Raw genomic sequence first — 285 nt, forward strand, 5'->3', positions numbered from 1 at the left:
GGTTGCCCAACGCGCGCAGCCAACCTGTCATGGGACTGGATGTTTGCAGGTGAGCGCGCAGGATCTGAATGAAGAGTAGCTGCGACAGCTGGGCCGACACGAGTTGCGCGCCAGGCAAATCGGCCGCGCGCTCCTCCACAAGTTGCTCGAGAAGCCACCGGAACTTTGCTGCCTGCGGCGAGGTGGCCGGTACGTGAATCCACGGCGGCAGGACGCCTGACAGCAAGCTGCCGCTGGCCGGATCGAGCAGCACGTGTCCGCCGATCTGTGCGAAGTCATCGCCGT

1 protein-coding gene is annotated in these 285 nt (G+C 64.6%); it reads right to left on the reverse strand.

Annotation, left to right across the window (positions count from 1 at the left end; translation table 11 throughout):
- A partial coding sequence (locus tag EN824_RS34755) for a cupin domain-containing protein (RefSeq protein WP_135933244.1) occupies window positions 1-285 on the reverse strand: 285 nt, incomplete at both ends.

It is taken from the genome of Mesorhizobium sp. M8A.F.Ca.ET.181.01.1.1, from assembly GCF_004792025.1.
Lineage (GTDB): Bacteria > Pseudomonadota > Alphaproteobacteria > Rhizobiales > Rhizobiaceae > Mesorhizobium.